Below are 14,835 nucleotides of genomic sequence, written 5' to 3' on the forward strand. Positions count from 1 at the left end.
GTCAGGCCGTTTCCAGGGGCGTTTCGGCCGGGGCGGCGATACGGCTGATCTCGGCCAGGGTGGTCAAGCCGAGTCGGGCCTTGGCGACCCCATCCTCGAACAGGTTGATGAAGCCTCGGCGGCGCGCCGCCCGCTCCATCGCCGCCTCATCGGCGCCGTCGCGGATGCAGCGTTCCAAAGCCGCGTCGCCATCGGCGATTTCATAGAGGCCAAAGCGGCCCAGATAGCCGGTTCCCGCGCAGCGTTCGCAGCCGACCGGCTCGGCCCAGCGGCCCGGCTCGTCAGCAGTGACGACACCCCATTCGGCGGCGGCGCGCTCGTGGACCGCCGCCTGGGCCGGATCGCTGGGCCGGGTGCAATGAACGCAAAGGCGGCGCGCCAGCCGTTGGCCGACCACGCCGCGGACGACGTCGGCCAGCAGGAATCCCTCGACGCCCAGGTCCTTGAGCCGGGCGACGGCCGCCAGCGCCGAATTGGTGTGGACCGTGGAGATCACCATGTGCCCGGTCAGGGCGGCCTGAATGGCGATCCGCGCCGTCTCGGGGTCGCGAATCTCGCCGACCATGATGACGTCGGGGTCCTGGCGCAGGATCGACCGCAGGCCCGCCGCGAAGGTCAGGCCGATATCGCCGCGCGCCTGCACCTGGACCACCCCCGGCAGATCGAATTCGATGGGGTCCTCGATGGTGACGATCTTGCGCGCGCCGTTGTGAAGGTGAGTCAGCAACCGGTAGATGGTCGTGGTCTTGCCCGAGCCGGTCGGCCCCGAGACCAGCACCACGCCGTTCGGCTTTTCCACCATGGCGACCAGGCGGTGCGCGCGATCGGCGTCGAGGCCCAGTTCGGCCAGGGTCTGAAGGCGGCTCGACTTGCCCAGCAACCGCAGCACCAGGGATTCCCCCCAGGCCGAAGGCAGGGTCGAAACGCGCAGGTCGAGCTCCTGGCCCGCGACGCGGATCGACTGGCGGCCATCCTGCGGCAGGCGCCGTTCGCCGATGTCCATGCCCGACAGCAGCTTGATCCGCGAGCACACCGCGTCGAAATCGGCGCGCGGACCGGCCCGCATGTCAACCAGTTGCCCGTCGATGCGCATCCGCACAACGAACCGGCGCTCGAACGGCTCGAGATGCACGTCGGAGGCCCGACGGTTCAGCGCTTCGGCGAACAGGCCGTTGACGAAGTCGATGACCGGCGCTTCGAGCGCCAGCTCGCGCAGGCGCGCCGCGTCGCTGGTCGCGCCGTGCTCGAGACCGGCGGTCGCGCCCGGTCGAAAACCGTCGATGAAGGCGCGCGACGCCAGATGGTAGGCGACCGGTTCGTCGGTCAGTTGGGCCAGTCGCTCGCGGAGCAGGGGGGCCAGAGGATCGAGCGCCGCGCAGAACAGGCGCCCCTCCGCCCCGCGCCAGGCGACGGCTTCGCGGTCGGCCCACCAGATCCTGGGGCCGGCGTCGGCGAGGAAGGCCTCGACCGCCTGGGCGGTGGGACGCGCCTCGGCGGGCAGGACGGGAACGTCCAGCTGTCGCGACAGGACGGCCAGCAGGTCGGCCTCGGCCACGGCGCCAAGCCGCAGCAGCAGCCCGCCCAGGCGTCCCCCGATCTCGGTCTGCAACGTCAGCGCCGACGACAGGTCGCGGTCCGCGATCAGGCCTTCGGCTCTCAGCAGTTCGCCCAGCCTACGTGTTTCCATCCGTAGAGCTTAGCCCGCAATGGATTGGCCGCAAAGGCGAGGCCCTCGGAGCGTTTTCGAGCGAAGTGGATACCGGTTCGCGTGAGGAAAACGCGCCAAGACAAAAGCTAGGACGCCCGGCCTGATGCGATCAGGTCGGGAAGCGCGCCCTAGGCGGCCTTCTTGGCGGCCTTTTCCTTCTTGGGCTTCTTGTCCTTCTTGGCGGCCTTCTCGGCCTTCGGAACCTTGGCCGCCTTCAGTTTCTTGGCCTTGGCCTCGGGCTCGGCGGCGTGGACGTCGGAGGCCGCCATCTCGGCGAGCAGTTCGAGGAAGCCCGCGCGCTTGCCGGGCTTCAGCAGGGCCAGGATGCGGGCGTCGGCCATGGCCACCTTGGGGCGGCTTTCCTCCAGCACGGCCGCGCCGGCCTCGGTCAGGCTGACGGTGTTGGCGCGGGCGTCGAGGTCGGAGCGATGACGCTCCAGATGCCCCTTGGAGATCATCCGGGCGACCATGTCGGCCAGGGTCGAGCGGTCGATGCCGGTGGCGCGGACCAGGCCCGTCTGGGTGACGCCCTCGTTCTCGGCGACGGCGGCCAGCACGGCGAACTGCCGCTGGGTGACGCCGCCGGTTCCGCTTTCCTCGACATAGATGTCGAGGGCCAGTTGCAGCACGCGGTGCAGGAGATGGCTGGGCGAGCGGTCCAGAACCCCGCCCCGATCAGCCCTGTCCTTGTCGCCCTTGGTCTTGGCCATGGTCCGTCGTCCCTCGTTTCCGCCGACGGACCTTCACGTACCACGGTTCCGCGTCGGTTTAACGACAGATGGTCCGTAGGCGGCCAGTTGGAAAGGGCTAGAACCCCGCGTCCGGCGGTTCCGGGGTCTTGGCCTCGTCGCCCTTGGCCATGTGCTTCATCATGAAGGGCACCTGGCTGAGCGAAAACAGGATGGCCAGCGGCAGCAGGCCGATGCGGAACTTGACCCACATGTCGGTGGTCTGGGTCAGGCGGACGATCTCGTTGGCGACCGCGGCGAAGGCGAAATAGCCGCCATAGCGCAGGGTCAGGGTGCGCCAGGCGGCGTCCGGCAGGTGTACGGCCTCGCCCATCAGGGCCTTGAGCGGCGCGCGATGGGTCAGCACGCCGCCGATCATGAACAGCGCCAAGGCGGCGTTGACCACCGTCACCTTGATCTTCACGAACACGTCGCTGTGGAACACCAGGCCCAGGGTCCCGAAGATCAGGGCCATGACGCCGGAGAACAGCGGCAGCAGGGCCACCCGGCGCTCGACCAGATAGCCCAGGACCAGGGCCAGGGCCGAGGCGGCGACCAGCACCCAGGTGGCGGTCTGGAAGTTCTTGGTGGCGAAGAAGGCCACGGCGAAGGCGATCGGCGCGCCGTAGTCGACGGCGGTGCGCACCCAGGCGGCGTTCTTTTTCTTGATGGGCTCGTTCTTGGAGGGCTCGGGGGTGGCTTTGGTGGGCGGGATGTCGGTCATCGCTTAGTCCTCCAGTCCCACCAGCGAGCGCGAGAAGGCGCGCGCGTCGAACGGTTGCAGGTCGTCGACGCCCTCGCCGACCCCGATCAGCTTGATCGGGCTGTCGCTGGCCCGGGCCACGGGCACCAGCACCCCGCCACGCGCCGTGCCGTCCAGCTTGGTCATCACGATGCCCGAGACCCCGACCTGGTTGCCGAAGATCTTCTCCTGGGCCAGGGCGTTGCGGCCGACCGTGGCGTCCAGCACCAGCAGGGTCTCGTGCGGTGCGTCGGGATCGACCTTCTTGAGCACCCGGATGACCTTCAGCAGCTCGTCCATCAGGCCCTGCTTGTTCTGCAGCCGGCCGGCGGTGTCGATCAGCACCACGTCATGGCCTTCCAGCTTGGCCCGCTCCACGGCCTCGTAGGCCAGGGCGGCGGCGTCGGCGCCGGGCGGCCTGGACATGAAATCGGCCCCGGCCCGGTCGGCCCAGACCTTCAGCTGCTCGACGGCGGCGGCGCGGAAGGTGTCGCCGGCGGCGATCAGCACCTTGGCGTTCCGGCCGGTCAGGTCGGAGGCGATCTTGCCCAGGGTGGTGGTCTTGCCCGAGCCGTTGACGCCGATGAACAGCACCACATAGGGCTTGGGCCCCGACAGCGGGTCGAAGGTCCCCTCGCGGTCGACCAGCTCGGCGGCGACCAGTTCGGCCAGGGCTTCCTTGACCTCGGTCTCGGTCGACGACTTGCCGAACCGCGCCTTGCCGAAGGCGTCGGCGATGCGGGCGGCGATCGTGGGGCCCAGGTCGGCCTCGATCAGCATCTCTTCCAGCTGGTCCAGCTGCTCCTGGTCCAGCGGCTTCTTGGTGAAGGCGCCGGTGACCTGCTCGGTCATCTGCTGCGAAGACCGGGCCAGGCCGGACGTCAGGCGCTGGAACCAGCCTTTTTTCTGCTCGGGCTTTTCGCTCATGGCGTTCCTTTAGAGCGTGGCAGCCGAAAGTGTGAGCGGTTTCGGCGACCGCCACGCTCTCGGATAGTGGGGCTAGAGCCTGTCTTTCTCTGATCCAAGCATCAGAGAAAGACAGGCTCTAGCGGGCCGTGGCATGAAACGCCAATGGACGCGCTATCGACCACACTGTTCTGGCTGGATTATGCCGCCGTCGCCGTGTTCGGCGCGACCGGGGCGCTGGCGGCGGCGCATCGCAAGCACGACATCGTCACCTTCGGCTTCTTCGCCGCCATCACCGGGGTGGGCGGCGGCACCTTGCGCGACCTGCTGATCGGCGCGCCGGTGTTCTGGATCCAGCGACCGGGCTACGTCGTGGCTTGCCTGACGGCGGCCCTGGCCATCTGGCTGCTGGGCAGGCGCGGCTGGCGGTTCCGGGCTCTGCTGTGGCTCGACGCCCTGGGCATGGCCGCCTACGCCGTGGTCGGCACGGCCAAGGCGTTGAACCTCGGCGTCCATCCGTTCACGGCCGTGGTGATGGGTGTGCTGACCACCGCGTTCGGCGGCGTGATCCGCGACGTGCTGGCCGGGGAGCCCAGCATCCTGCTCCGCCGCGAGATCTACATCACCGCCGCCTTGCTGGGCGCGAGCGTGTTCGCGCTGCTGACCGGGTTTGGCGTCGCCTTCTGGCCGGCCGGGATCGCCGGCTTCTTCGCCGCCTTCGGCCTGCGGGCCTGCGCGCTCAAGCTCGGCTGGAGCCTGCCGGGTTTCGCGGGCGGCGAGGACGACGGCGCGTGAGCGAGGAACGCGAAATCCTCGTTCCGGCCAAAACCGCCGTGGATGTCCTGGTGCTCACGACGGCCCTGCCCCTGGCCGTCTTCACCCTGGGGTGCTGCCTCAATGTCCTGATCTTTCCCGACTCCGCGCCATCCGTAGACGGCGTGCGGATCCCGCTCCTGGCGAAGTCGAGCTCCGACGTCGCTGTCGTCTGCGCCCTCCTGGCGGCGGTCACGGTCTGGCTTGGCGCGCGAGGATTCGGCGCCCTGTGGCGCGCGCTCGAGCGCCGGCCGATGCTCGTGGCCGACGCCGACGGCCTGGCCTTTCACCCCGCCCTCTGCGTCGAGACGACGCCTTGGCGAGACGTCCGCCGCGTCCGCCAGGCGGGATGGGGAACACCCTACCATCTCGAGATCGAATTGCGGCGACGCGTCTGGGCCGTCGAAGCGCCCCTGACCACCCGACGAATCCGCATCGGCGCTCTGTATCTCGGAAACACGGGCTTCGTGCCGCATGAGCTGATTTCGCGCCTCACGGCGCTCGCGGGACGCGGCGAGGATGGACCTCCGGCGCCCTGATGCGCCCGCCGCGATAGTAAGGCGGCCCTAGTCTCGATATAGTAGTAATTCTTGAGAAAATTCAAATAGATAAGGCAATGTTACGGTCGCCCTGGCACAAGCCGGGAGATCATGATGCTGCTACGCCTTGCCTTGCTGAGCCTTGCGCTCGCCCTGCCCGCCAAAGCCCTGGCCGACCCCTGCGTGGCGCCGTTGCCAGCCGCCTCGACAAGTTTCGAGGGCGTCGTCCGTTATGTCGGCGACGGCGACAGTCTCTGTGTCAGCACGACCTCTGACCCCCGCACCTGGATCGAGGTGCGCCTCGGCGACTTCTCGGCGCCCGAGCTGCACAGCGCGGCGGGCCCGCGCGCCAAGGCCATGCTCAAGGATCTGACCTACGGCCAGTACCTGACCTGCCGGGCGGGACGGCAGTCCTATGACCGGGTGGTGGCCCGCTGCCGGCTGAACGGCGCGGGGGTCGGCGACCTGTTGCGGGCGCGGGGCGGGGTCGAAGGCGGAAACTGACCCAGCGCCGGGGCGTCAGGTGTCGTGGTCTGGATGCTGCCTCGAAGCCACCGGCCCCGACGGCCCCAATGGCGGACGCACCGGCATGTCGGCCAGGTGCTCCATCCAGGCCGGACGGCCCTCGACGGCCAGTTGCACCACCGGCTGGACCTTGGACGGATCGTCGAAGGCGAACACCGCCAGGTCGACGCCATCGGGGCTGTAGTCGAAGGTCAGGGGCGTGCCGCAGGCGGCGCAGAAGCCGCGCCGCACCTGGTCCGAACTCTGGAAATGGGCCGGCGCGCCGCGGGTCCACACCAGGTCCGCCGCCGACACGGTGACCAGCGCCCCGAACGGTCCGGCGAAGGCCTTCTGACACATGCGGCAATGGCAGATCGAGGCTCTCCCGATCTCGCCCCCATTCTCCCGATTGGAGATCCGGAAGCGGACCGCGCCGCACTGGCAACCACCGGTCAGGGGCTCGGTCATCGGAAACCTCAGGGCTTGGTCACGGGGAGCGGCGTCAGACGGAAGGTCACTTCATAGGCGTCGTGGTCGGACAGCATCGGCCCGCCGGTGACCGAGCCGTCGAACCGCGCCTCCACCCGGATCGGCCGGATCGACACCCGGTCGCCGTGCTTGAAGCCGATCAGGTCCTGGGTGTCGAGCCAGGGCGCGTCGCCGTCGCCGGAGATCTTGGCGTCGCAGCTGTCGGGGATCTGCTTGCAGACCTGGCTGACCACCTCGAACGGATAGTCGGCCATCACGTAGTCGTAGCGGTCGGGCGCGTGCATGACGTTGAAGTCGCCGCCGACGATCAGCGGCGCGCCGGGCGTGCGGTCGACCTCCATGAAGCGCTTCAGTTCGTCGGCCTGCAGGTGGTGGGCCATGCGGTTGCGGTTGCGCGGCACGCCCGAGGCGCCCTTGGAGTTCAGGTGGGTGTCGGCGATCTCAACCGGCGTGGGCAGGCCCGGCACCTGCAGGCTGACCAGCATCACCCCCTTGTTGGCCAGGCAATCAAGGCCCGCGCAGTAGCGATAGGCGTGCGACTTGACCCAGTTGACGGGGTGGTTGCTCAGCACCCACAGGCCGCTGGAGCCCCACTTGCCCCAGCCCTCGCCCTTGCGGCGGTACTTCACGCGCTTGTAGCGCGGTCGATCTTCCGCGCTGAAAGGGTTGCCGTCGCGCTGCTTCTTCCGGGGGCCCCGGGCGACGTAGGGATAGCCGCTGAGCTCGATCAGGTCGGCGGTCTCCTCGCGGAAACCCTCCTGCAGCAGGACGACGTCGGGCTCCACGCCCTTCTCGCGCAGGGCCGCCAGCTCGCGGCCGATGGCCTTCAGCTTCGAGCCGCGCCCCGAGCGCACCGGCCAGGGCAGGCCCTCGACATTGTAGGTCATGACGCTGAGTTCGACCGGGTGCATCGGGCCGACCGGCTTGAAGGCGGCCGGCGGCGTGTCCTCTGTGGCCGGGGCCTGGACGGTGGTCGGCTGGGCCGGCTCGACCTGAATGACAGGCACGCCCTGCGCCAGGGCCGGCGTCGAGGCGAGCACGGCCAGGGCCAGGGCGGCGGTCAGGCCACGCGCCGCCATCCTCAGGCGGCGAGCTCGGCGATCACCCGGGCGCCGTCATGGCCGGTGACGCGGAAGGCGGCGATCTCGCCCTGCGGCGCGGGGCCGGTGAAGGCGATCTCGGTGAAGTCCTCGGCCCTGGCCACGCCGTCGCGCTCGACCAGGCCGGACAGCACCCGGCCCACCTGGCGGTCCAGATGCCGTTCCAGCCCAGCCTGGCCGGCCTCGCGCAGGCGCCGGGCGCGGTCCTTGATCACCGGCCCCTTGACCGGCGGCATCCGCGCGGCCGGGGTGCCGGGACGGGCGCTGTAGGGGAAGACGTGCAGGAAGGCCAGGCCCGCCTCCTCGACCAGCTTCAGGGTGTTTTCGAACGCCTCGTCGCTCTCGGTCGGGAAGCCGGCGATCAGGTCGGCGCCGAAGGCGGTGTCGGGGCGCACGGCCCGGACGCTGGCCACCAGCTTCAGGGCGTCGGCCCGGCTGTGGCGGCGCTTCATGCGCTTGAGGATCAGGTCGTCGCCGGCCTGCAGGCTGAGGTGCAGGTAGGGCATCAGGCGCGGCTCGGTCTCGAGCAGCTTGAACAGGTCCGGATCGATCTCGGCGGCGTCGATCGACGACAGACGCAGGCGCGGCAGGTCCGGGACCAGACGCAGGATGCGGCCGACCAGCTGGCCCAGGGTCGGCTGGCCCGGCAGGTCGGCGCCCCACGACGTCACATCGACGCCGGTCAGCACCACCTCGCGGTAGCCCTCGGCCGATAGGCGGCGGACCTGGTCGACCACCTCGCCGGCCGGGGCCGAACGCGAGTTTCCCCGGCCATAGGGGATGATGCAGAAGGTGCAGCGGTGGTCGCAGCCGTTCTGGACCTCGACATAGGCCCGGGCGCGGTCCTTGAGGCCGGCGATCAGGTGGCCGGCCGTCTCCTTGATCGACATGATGTCGTTGACCCGCACGCGGGTGGAGGTGTCGAGCAGGGCGCCCGGCGCGGCCTTCTCGGCGTTGCCCAGCACAAGGTCGACCTCGGGCATGGCGGCGAAGGCGGCGGGGTCGATCTGGGCGGCGCAGCCGGTGACGATCAGCCGGGCGTCCGGCCGCTCGCGACGCGCCTTGCGGATCGCCTGGCGCGCCTGGCGCACGGCCTCGTTGGTCACCGCGCAGGTGTTGAACACCACCGCGTCCGACAGCCCGTCGGCAGCGGCCCGAGCCCGGATGGCCTCGGACTCGTAGGCGTTCAGTCGGCAGCCGAAGGTGACGATGGCGACGTCGTCGGGACCGTTGGACACCGTCGCGGGACCGCCCTCTTCGCCGATAGCGGGGGCGGGCTTGGGCTTGGAGGGGGCGACGACGAAGGTCACGGCTTGTCCACGAACGCCGCGAAGGCGTCCTTCCAGTCGGGGTGCCAGCGCGACAGGGCCGGGCGGCCTTCGATGATGTCGCCCACGGCCCAGGCCATGCGCTTCTCGTCCAGCGCACGGGGCACGTCGTTGTCGGGGCAGAGGATGTAGAAATCGCCGCGCGCGATGCTTTCCAGCATGAAGTCGACGGTCTGTCGTGGCGTCCAGGCGGCCGCCGGCTTGTCGCCGCCACGCCGGGTCATGCCGGTGTGGACGAAGCCGGGGATCAGCAGGCGGGCGTCGACCCGGCAGTCGACGATCTCGCGCAGGGTGTGGGCCAGGCCTTCGGTCAGGGCCTTCACCGCCGATTTGCTGACATTGTAGGCGGTGGCGCCCGGCGGCTGGGTGATCCCCTGCTTGGAGCCGGTGTTGATGATCAGGCCCGGACGGCCGCTGGCGGCCATCTCCTCGCCGATCAGCTGGACGCCGTTGATCACGCCCCACAGATTGACGTCGAGGATCCGCTTCCAGGGGTCTTCGCCCGAGAAGGCGTCGCCGCCGCCGCCGACTCCGGCGTTGTTCATCAGCACGTCGACCGCGCCGAACCTGTCGACGGCCGCGTCGCGCAGGGCCTGGACGGCCGCGCGGTCGGCGACGTCGGTCGGCACGGCCAGGGCGTTCTCGCCGATGGCGTCGGCGGCCTTGTTCAGGGCGCGGCCCATGATGTCGGCCATCACCACGTTCATGCCGAGACCAGCGAAGGTCTGGGCGGCGGCCAGGCCGATGCCGTCGGCCGCGCCGGTGATCACGGCCGTCTTGCCGGGCCCGATCGCGGGATGAAGGGGCGCGGGATGGACGCTCATGCCGCGACCTTCTCGGGCAGCTTGCCGGTGAATTCCAGGGTCACGGGACCGGTCATGATCACGTGGCCGTCAGACTCTCGCCATTCGATGGTCAGGGCGCCGCTCTCGAACTCGACCTTGGCGACACGGTCGGTCAGGCCCCGGCGCACGGCGGCGACCTGGGCCGCGCAGGCCCCGGTGCCGCAGGCGGCGGTCAGGCCGGCGCCGCGTTCCCAGACCTTCAGCTGGATGTGGTCGCGGGCGGCGATGTGGGCGAAGCCGACATTGACGCCCTCGGGGAACAGCGGGTGGTGCTCGATCAGCGAGCCCGTGCCGCGCGCCAATTCGTCGGTGGCCGGGGCGTCGACGAAGAACACCACGTGCGGATTGCCCATCGAGACGCAGCCGGGGGTATGCAGGTCCGGCGCGTCGATCGGGCCGACCTGCAGCTCGATCCCCCGGGTGTCCATCTCCTCGGCCAGCGGGATCTGGTCCCAGCGCAGGCCCGGCTGGCCCATGTCGACCGTCACCAGCTTGTCGCCGGCCATCACGCCGGACAGCCGACCGGCCACGGTGTCGAAGGCCACGGACGTCTTCTTGGCCGACTCCATCAGCAGCCAGGCCACGCAGCGCGTGCCGTTGCCGCAGGCCCCGGTCTCCTCGCCGTCGGAATTCCAGAACCGCACATAGGCGCTCGCGCCCTCCGCTCTCGGCGGATCGATGGCGATGACCTGGTCGCAGCCAATGCCGCCCTCGCCCCCATCCTGGCTTGGGCGCTTGGCGATGGCGCGAATGTCCTCCGCCGTCGGATTGAAGGCTTGGGAGGCGGTCTCGAGCACGACGAAGTCGTTGCCCAGCCCGTTCATCTTGAGAAAGGTGCGGCTCATGGTCCGGGCTATATAGTGGAAAACTCGCGCTAGCGTCAGGGGTTGGGGTGACGCAGAAGTCACGCCCGCTCACTTGTGCGACGAAACGGTTGTCGTCGTTTCCGAAAGGCTGGACATTCGGGGTCCTTCAATCTGGAACGGCGCGTGGTTCGATCTTCCATCTGGCTTCTTATCGGGCTGTTCGTCGGGGGCGCCATAACGTCAGCGGCGTTCATGGGCGTCGCGAAGCTGTCAGCTCACCAACCGCGCGTGATACCGCCGCTCACGCTCGCCGAGGCGCGCGAGCTATCGACGCGCACCCTGGCTCAGCGAGGCTTCTTGCTGGCGTCGGAACATGTCGTCGATATCCAGGGCCTCCCGCCAAAGGGCCTTCCAGACAATATCGACAAGAGCCTCAGCGGTTTGCGCTTGGCGTTCACGCCTCGCCCAGGCTGGAGCGGCGTTTGCGAGGCCACAGTGGTCGCGCTCGAAATGGATGTGGGGCAGGAGCCGGCAAACCAGGATGAAGGCGCCAATGCGACCGTGAAAGACGTGTCTGTCAGGTCGATTTACAAGATCCGAGGCAACCTGGACCTCAACGCCGATCAAGATGACGCGGCCTTCGCCATGCGATGCGCAAAAGATTTTCCGTTTCGGGATGGCTATTTCCACGCACCGGACGGACGAGTGGCTTCGGATATCGGCCTGATCTTCGCCACGACCAAGGCCGACGCGCAGTCGGGAAAACTGTCCTTTCCCGTCGACTGCGAACAAGCCGCCGACTGCGCCAATACAGTCCGACTTCTGTCGTCGCTCGATAGCGATCGTATCGTCTCCGCCAACGCCGAAGACTGCCTGGTGGAAAAGCGCTGCTACGAAATCATGATCACGACGGCTGAAGGCGAGCGCAGGGGATTGAGAATGATCAAGGCCACGGCGGGCTATCGTGGCGTTGGGGCCAAAGGGTGGGGCATCCTAAGGGTGGAAAAGCTGTTCATTGAGCACGAGGAAATCGCAGATCCGATTCCACTGCAGATGTAGATGTCACTCACCTCCAACCGCAGAGCAGGAAGTATCTGGTTTGAGAGCCGCTGAACCCTCTGGCCTGCGCCTTAAAGCCCGGCTGCGGGCGCTCTATCACGGCGCGTCGCCCGCCTCGGTGCGGTTCCGCTACGGGATCATCGTCATCGACCTGGCGATCATCGCCTTCTTCATCGCCGCGCCGCTGATGCGCCGTCACGGCCTGACCTTCTATCTGATCGACTACGGGATCGCCGCGTTCCTGGCCCTGGACCTGACGGCTCGGGCCATCGCCCACGGCGACATCAAGGCCTGGCTGAAGAAACCGGTCGTCTGGGTCGACCTGTTCGTGCTGACCACCCTGCTGTTCCCCGCCTGGCTGTTCAACCTCGGCTTCCTGCGGGTGGTGCGGCTGTGGACCCTGATCCACAGCGAGTTCTTCTGGCGGACCATCGGCCGGCGCTATGACGACACCCGGGTCGAGCAGATCACCCGCGCCGCCGTCACCCTGGTGACCTTCGTCTTCGTGGTGACCGGTTTCGTCTATTCCAGCTTCGCCGGGCGCCACCCGGGCATCGGCGGCTATGTCGACGCCCTCTATTTCACTGTCACCAGCCTGACCACCACCGGCTATGGCGACGTCACCCTGCCCGGGGTGTGGGGCAAGCTGCTGTCGATGGCGGTGATGTTGGGCGGGGTGTCGCTGTTCATCGGCCTGATCCAGTCGATCCTGCGGCCGCACAAGGTGAGCTTTGCCTGCCCGTGCTGCGGCCTGCGCCGCCACGACCCGGACGCCGTCCACTGCAAGGCCTGCGGCACGGTGCTGAACATTCCCAATGACGGGGACTGACCGCCGGCTCCCCTGGCGCCGGACGGGTTTTCCTCTACCGTCGCGATCAAGGCGCCGCTTCGCTCGCGAGGCGGCCCATCTGTCACGACAGCCGATGGATCCCTAGATGCGTAGCCTGCTTCTCGCTCTCCTCGCCTCCACGAGCCTCATGACCCCCGTTCTCAGCACCTCCGCCCAAGCCGCCCAGCCCGCCGATCCGGTCGCCGCCGCCGACACCGAGGCGCGCACCCCGCTGGCCGAACTGGGCAAGAACGACCCCTACAAGTGGATGGAGGAGATCGAGGGGGCCCGCGCCATGGACTGGGCCAAGGCCCAGAACGCCGCGACCCTGCCCAAGCTGCAGGGCGATCCGCGCTACGCCGGGCTGGAAGCCCAGGCCCTGGCCATCCTCAACGCCAAGGACCGGGTGCCGGGCGTGTCGTTCGCCGGCGACGGCTTCCTGCGCAACTTCTGGCAGGACGCCGACCACGTGCGCGGCCTGTGGCGCAAGACCGCGCTGGAGAGCTACCGCACCGCTGACCCCCAGTGGGAGACGATCCTCGACATCGACGCCCTGTCCAAGGCCGAGAACGCCAACTGGGTGTTCAAGGGCGCCCAGTGCCTGCCGCCGCACGACACCCGCTGCCTGGTCACCTTGTCGAACGGCGGCAAGGACGCGGTGACGATCCGCGAGTTCGACACGGCGGCCAAGGCCTTCGTCCCCGGCGGTTTCGACCTGCCCGAGGGCAAGCAGAACGTCACCTGGCTGGACCAGGACACCCTGCTGGTGGCCCGCGAGTGGGAGCCGGGCCAGGTGACCAAGTCGAGCTATCCCTATGTGGTCAAAAGCTGGAAGCGCGGAACGCCCCTGGCCTCGGCCACGGAGGTCTATCGCGGCACGCCCGACGACGTCTCGGCCGGCCCCTCGGTCATCCGCGACAGCGACGGCGTCGTCCAGGCGGTGTTGGCCTATCGCGCCGTCAGCTTCTTCGAGAGCGAGACCTATCTGCTGACCGACCAGGGCGCCGCGAAACTGCCCTTCCCGTTGAAGAGTTCGATCCAGGGCTATGTCAGCGGCCAGTTGGTGCTGTCGCTGGAGCAGGACTGGGCCGAGAAGGGTTTCAAGACCGGCGACCTGATCAGCTTCGACCTCAAGGCGCTGAAGGCCGAGCCGGCCAAGGCCCAGGCCACCCTGGTGCTGCGCCCGACGGCCAGGCAGTCGGTCGAGCAGGTGACCACCACCCGCGGCAGGCTGATCGTCGGCCTGCTGGACAACGTCACCGGGGTCGCCCACGCCTACAGCCACGGCGCCAAGGGCTGGACGCACCAGAAGTTCGACCTGCCGGCCAATTCCACGATCAGCCTGGGCTCGACCTCCGAGAAGGACGAGCGGCTGTTCGTCAGCGTCACCGGCTATCTGGCGCCCACCACCTACTGGCTGGCCGACGCCGGCTCGCTGAAGCTGGAACAGGTCAAGGCCTCGCCGGCCCGTTTCGACGCCTCCACCCACGTGGTCGAGCAGTTCGAGGCCACCAGCACCGACGGCACGAAGATCCCCTATTTCGTCGTGCGGCCCAAGGCCGTGAAGTACGACGGCCAGGCCCCGACCCTGCTCTACGCCTATGGCGGCTTCCAGGTGTCGATGACCCCGGCCTATTCGGGGGTGATGGGCAAGCTGTGGCTGGAGCGCGGCGGGACCTATGTCGTGGCCAACATCCGCGGCGGCGGCGAGTTCGGCCCCGCCTGGCACGACGCGGCGCTGAAGGCGAACCGGCAGAAGGCTTATGACGACTTCTACGCCGTCTCCCAGGACCTGATCGACCGCAAGATCACCTCGCCCCGCCATCTGGGAATCATGGGCGGCAGCAATGGCGGCCTGCTGATGGGCGTGGCCCTGACCCAGCGGCCCGAACTCTACAACGCCGTCGTCGTGCAGGTGCCGCTGTTCGACATGATCCGCTACAGCCAGATCGGGGCCGGCGCCTCGTGGGTGGGCGAGTACGGCGACCCGGCCATACCGAGCGAGCGGGCCGTCATCGCCAGGTATGACCCCTATTCCAACCTCAAGGCCGGCCAGCACTACCCCGAGGTGTTCATCGAGACCTCGACCAAGGACGACCGCGTCCACCCGGCCCACGCCCGCAAGGCCGCGGCCCGGCTGGAGGAACTGGGCTATCCGGTGCTCTATTACGAGAACATCGACGGCGGCCACGCGGCCAGCGCCAACCTGGCAGAGACCGCCCGTCGCCAGGCCCTGGAATATGTCTACCTGTCGAAGAAGCTGATGGATTGACGCCAAGGGCCCCTGAGTCCGACTCCTCGCACTCCCTCTCACCGTCATTCGCGGCCTTGCGCCGGGCAACTGTGGTTATGCGAGGAACGCGGACGGCGCTCTACTATAGAGATTAAATATTGACGACTCGCCCTTGCTCTGGCCACCGTACGGTCGGGCTTGGGCGA

Annotated in this window: 15 protein-coding genes; 6 read left to right on the forward strand and 9 right to left on the reverse strand. The window is 68.6% G+C overall.

The window, feature by feature from the left end; translation table 11 throughout:
- Nucleotide 1: 1 nt before the first annotated feature.
- The 4 genes from ASD79_RS00655 to ftsY all read right to left on the reverse strand — a co-directional run bounded on the left by ASD79_RS00655 (nucleotide 2) and on the right by ftsY (nucleotide 4,105).
- Nucleotides 2-1,687 (reverse strand): GspE/PulE family protein, encoded by a 1,686-nt coding sequence (locus ASD79_RS00655; protein ID WP_056719089.1) that lies wholly within the window; start codon nucleotides 1,685-1,687, stop codon nucleotides 2-4.
- A 149-nt stretch (nucleotides 1,688-1,836) separates the two neighbouring features.
- Complete coding sequence (locus ASD79_RS00660) at nucleotides 1,837-2,418, reverse strand: MarR family winged helix-turn-helix transcriptional regulator (protein WP_056719090.1); 582 nt, start codon at nucleotides 2,416-2,418, stop codon at nucleotides 1,837-1,839.
- A 97-nt stretch (nucleotides 2,419-2,515) separates the two neighbouring features.
- Nucleotides 2,516-3,160, reverse strand: coding sequence for an inner membrane-spanning protein YciB (locus tag ASD79_RS00665; RefSeq protein ID WP_056719092.1), 645 nt, complete (start codon nucleotides 3,158-3,160; stop codon nucleotides 2,516-2,518).
- Between the two features lie 3 nt (nucleotides 3,161-3,163).
- Entirely contained in the window at nucleotides 3,164-4,105 is a 942-nt protein-coding gene (ftsY, locus tag ASD79_RS00670) for a signal recognition particle-docking protein FtsY (RefSeq protein WP_056719094.1), read from the reverse strand.
- 144 nt (nucleotides 4,106-4,249) lie between these two features.
- Here ftsY and ASD79_RS00675 point away from each other — a divergent pair, with 144 nt between their 5' ends.
- The 3 genes from ASD79_RS00675 to ASD79_RS00685 all read left to right on the forward strand — a co-directional run bounded on the left by ASD79_RS00675 (nucleotide 4,250) and on the right by ASD79_RS00685 (nucleotide 5,940).
- The gene (locus tag ASD79_RS00675) at nucleotides 4,250-4,879 is read left to right on the forward strand and encodes a trimeric intracellular cation channel family protein (RefSeq protein ID WP_056719096.1); all 630 of its coding nucleotides are present in this window, start codon (nucleotides 4,250-4,252) and stop codon (nucleotides 4,877-4,879) included.
- Nucleotides 4,876-5,436: a hypothetical protein gene (locus ASD79_RS00680; RefSeq protein ID WP_056719098.1), complete on the forward strand. Its 561-nt coding sequence runs from the start codon at nucleotides 4,876-4,878 to the stop codon at nucleotides 5,434-5,436. Before ASD79_RS00675 ends, ASD79_RS00680 begins: the two co-directional genes overlap by 4 nt.
- A 114-nt stretch (nucleotides 5,437-5,550) precedes the next feature.
- Nucleotides 5,551-5,940, forward strand: coding sequence for a thermonuclease family protein (locus ASD79_RS00685; RefSeq protein WP_056719100.1), 390 nt, complete (start codon nucleotides 5,551-5,553; stop codon nucleotides 5,938-5,940).
- A gap of 15 nt (nucleotides 5,941-5,955) precedes the next feature.
- Here the strand turns inward: ASD79_RS00685 and ASD79_RS00690 are convergent, their stop codons facing one another.
- From ASD79_RS00690 to dapF, 5 genes are read right to left on the reverse strand one after another with little or no spacing between them, the layout of a single operon-like run.
- Nucleotides 5,956-6,408, reverse strand: coding sequence for a GFA family protein (locus ASD79_RS00690; protein WP_056719102.1), 453 nt, complete (start codon nucleotides 6,406-6,408; stop codon nucleotides 5,956-5,958).
- A gap of 8 nt (nucleotides 6,409-6,416) precedes the next feature.
- Nucleotides 6,417-7,508 carry an endonuclease/exonuclease/phosphatase family protein gene (locus tag ASD79_RS00695; protein ID WP_056719104.1) on the reverse strand — a complete coding sequence of 364 codons (1,092 nt, stop codon included), beginning with the start codon at nucleotides 7,506-7,508 and terminating at the stop codon, nucleotides 6,417-6,419.
- Between the two features lie 2 nt (nucleotides 7,509-7,510).
- Nucleotides 7,511-8,839 (reverse strand): tRNA (N(6)-L-threonylcarbamoyladenosine(37)-C(2))-methylthiotransferase MtaB, encoded by a 1,329-nt coding sequence (mtaB, locus tag ASD79_RS00700; RefSeq protein ID WP_056719106.1) that lies wholly within the window; start codon nucleotides 8,837-8,839, stop codon nucleotides 7,511-7,513.
- A complete protein-coding gene (locus ASD79_RS00705; RefSeq protein ID WP_056719108.1) occupies nucleotides 8,836-9,681 on the reverse strand; it encodes an SDR family NAD(P)-dependent oxidoreductase in 846 nt (281 codons plus the stop codon). Before ASD79_RS00705 ends, mtaB begins: the two co-directional genes overlap by 4 nt.
- Nucleotides 9,678-10,547 (reverse strand): diaminopimelate epimerase, encoded by an 870-nt coding sequence (gene dapF, locus ASD79_RS00710; RefSeq protein WP_056719110.1) that lies wholly within the window; start codon nucleotides 10,545-10,547, stop codon nucleotides 9,678-9,680. The genes ASD79_RS00705 and dapF overlap by 4 nt, the downstream gene beginning before the upstream one ends.
- A 144-nt stretch (nucleotides 10,548-10,691) precedes the next feature.
- Between dapF and ASD79_RS00715 the strand changes: the two genes are divergently transcribed.
- The 3 genes from ASD79_RS00715 to ASD79_RS00725 all read left to right on the forward strand — a co-directional run bounded on the left by ASD79_RS00715 (nucleotide 10,692) and on the right by ASD79_RS00725 (nucleotide 14,668).
- Nucleotides 10,692-11,567, forward strand: coding sequence for a hypothetical protein (locus ASD79_RS00715; RefSeq protein WP_056719111.1), 876 nt, complete (start codon nucleotides 10,692-10,694; stop codon nucleotides 11,565-11,567).
- Nucleotides 11,568-11,607: 40 nt separating this feature from the next.
- Nucleotides 11,608-12,396, forward strand: coding sequence for a potassium channel family protein (locus ASD79_RS00720; RefSeq protein ID WP_056719112.1), 789 nt, complete (start codon nucleotides 11,608-11,610; stop codon nucleotides 12,394-12,396).
- A gap of 106 nt (nucleotides 12,397-12,502) precedes the next feature.
- A complete protein-coding gene (locus ASD79_RS00725; protein ID WP_056719113.1) occupies nucleotides 12,503-14,668 on the forward strand; it encodes a prolyl oligopeptidase family protein in 2,166 nt (721 codons plus the stop codon).
- Nucleotides 14,669-14,835: the final 167 nt, after the last annotated feature.

Origin of the sequence: Caulobacter sp. Root655, assembly GCF_001427665.1 — a bacterium.
Taxonomy (GTDB): domain Bacteria; phylum Pseudomonadota; class Alphaproteobacteria; order Caulobacterales; family Caulobacteraceae; genus Caulobacter.

What these genes read in the sequence shown, in the direction of transcription:
- ASD79_RS00655 (WP_056719089.1), bottom strand. Translation starts at nt 1,687, where the DNA reads ATGGAAACACGTAGGCTGGGCGAACTGCTGAGAGCCGAAGGCCTGATC.
- ASD79_RS00660 (WP_056719090.1), bottom strand. Translation starts at nt 2,418, where the DNA reads ATGGCCAAGACCAAGGGCGACAAGGACAGGGCTGATCGGGGCGGGGTT.
- ASD79_RS00665 (WP_056719092.1), bottom strand. Translation starts at nt 3,160, where the DNA reads ATGACCGACATCCCGCCCACCAAAGCCACCCCCGAGCCCTCCAAGAAC.
- ftsY (WP_056719094.1), bottom strand. Translation starts at nt 4,105, where the DNA reads ATGAGCGAAAAGCCCGAGCAGAAAAAAGGCTGGTTCCAGCGCCTGACG.
- ASD79_RS00675 (WP_056719096.1), top strand. Translation starts at nt 4,250, where the DNA reads ATGGACGCGCTATCGACCACACTGTTCTGGCTGGATTATGCCGCCGTC.
- ASD79_RS00685 (WP_056719100.1), top strand. Translation starts at nt 5,551, where the DNA reads ATGCTGCTACGCCTTGCCTTGCTGAGCCTTGCGCTCGCCCTGCCCGCC.
- ASD79_RS00690 (WP_056719102.1), bottom strand. Translation starts at nt 6,408, where the DNA reads ATGACCGAGCCCCTGACCGGTGGTTGCCAGTGCGGCGCGGTCCGCTTC.
- ASD79_RS00695 (WP_056719104.1), bottom strand. Translation starts at nt 7,508, where the DNA reads ATGGCGGCGCGTGGCCTGACCGCCGCCCTGGCCCTGGCCGTGCTCGCC.
- ASD79_RS00705 (WP_056719108.1), bottom strand. Translation starts at nt 9,681, where the DNA reads ATGAGCGTCCATCCCGCGCCCCTTCATCCCGCGATCGGGCCCGGCAAG.
- dapF (WP_056719110.1), bottom strand. Translation starts at nt 10,547, where the DNA reads ATGAGCCGCACCTTTCTCAAGATGAACGGGCTGGGCAACGACTTCGTC.
- ASD79_RS00725 (WP_056719113.1), top strand. Translation starts at nt 12,503, where the DNA reads ATGCGTAGCCTGCTTCTCGCTCTCCTCGCCTCCACGAGCCTCATGACC.